Raw genomic sequence first — 1435 nt, 5'->3', positions numbered from 1 at the left:
GAGATCGAGACCGCGCTGGCGCAGCTCTGGGCCGAGCTGCTCGGGCTGGCGCGGGTCGGACGGCACGACAACTTCTTTGCGCTCGGCGGTCATTCCCTGCTGGCTGTGCAGTTGCTCAGTCGCGCAGTCGATCTCGGGCTCAAGTTCAGTGCCGCCGACCTCTTCCAAGCCCCCGTTCTAAAGGAGCTTGCATCAAAGATTCATTTGGAACCACAGCCCAGCAGTTCGGGAGTGATTTGTGTTCGAGCAACCGGATCGCAGCCGCCACTGTTCTTTGTTCCCACAGGTTTGGGCGATTGCTCCTATGTCCCCAGTTTGGTGCAGGAAATGGACGTAGAATGTCCTGTCTACGCTTTGCCATGGCCCCCATTCAGTGAAGTTCAATTTCCAACTCTTGAAGAGATAGCCTCGCAAGTAAATTTGGCGATTAGAGAGATCCAGCCACGAGGTCCGTATCGGTTCGCTGGATACTCATCAGGAGGAATCTTGGCTTACGCAATTGCGCAGCGGTTACTGGATCTTGACGAAGCTGTTTCATTCATCGCTCTAATCGATGTCGTGCTACCTGCAAAACCGTCAAGCGTATCACCCACCCAAATGGTACGAGAAGTGTTGCTGGAATCTCTCGAATTAGATGACGAGAAGTTCGAAGTACTTGAACGCTTCGCTGGACAAAGTTCAATTTCTCAGCTCCTTAATAAGGCGCAGAAAATTGGGGCGATCCCTCTGGATCGTGATCTCGACAGTGACATTCTGACGTATGAAAGGATCACGCAGTTCCAAAGGGCGCTGGACTTGTACGAGGTTCCATTTCTCCAGATTGAGATACACCAGTTCTATAACAACGAGCCTCTTAGCCATCGGGCACGATCTCGCAAAAAATCAATAGATCCAGAAGCAAGTTCGCCCTTGCGGGGGTGGGACCGGGTTTTGAGTGCGGAGGCCGTTCATGCCGTGCCAATTCCAGGCGACCACGTGACTATGATGAGCGTTCTGGAGAACCGCCGAGTTCTGGCTCGACGCCTATCAACGGCCCTAAACAGCTCATCGACACCACGTCTTCGAAGAGTGTAGACACTACGCTACCCTCATTTTCCAACCACACTCCGCGACGACGAGCTGGCGCGCAGGTGGCAACTACGTTCAGCAGCATTTACTCCGATGGCTACTTCTTTCATTGTAGCGGACTTGCACAATACGCTCGTTACTTCTCTCGACGTACCTTGCGTGGGTCCCTTTGTCGGGCTTAGCCTGCCGCGGCACGCTCACTTACTCATAGGTCAGAGACATAGGCGACATTGTTGTGGCGTTGGTGTATGCTATCGGCATGAAACGCGACGGCCGACAACTTGACCATCTGAAATGGACCCGCGGAGCGGGACCGGTTGAACCGGCTTGTTAGTTGGAAACTGATCGCTCCTGATCCTTTTCTATC

The 1435-nt window shown here is 53.4% G+C and carries 1 protein-coding gene; it reads left to right on the top strand.

What is annotated here, in order from left to right; translation table 11 throughout:
• Nucleotides 1-1074: thioesterase domain-containing protein (locus AAFX91_RS41635; RefSeq protein WP_394570340.1), on the top strand; the 1074-nt coding region annotated here is incomplete at its 5' end.
• Nucleotides 1075-1435: the final 361 nt, after the last annotated feature.

The organism is Bradyrhizobium sp. 31Argb (assembly GCF_043638955.1).
GTDB lineage: Bacteria > Pseudomonadota > Alphaproteobacteria > Rhizobiales > Xanthobacteraceae > Bradyrhizobium.
This window is presented reverse-complemented; position numbering and strand designations above follow the sequence as displayed.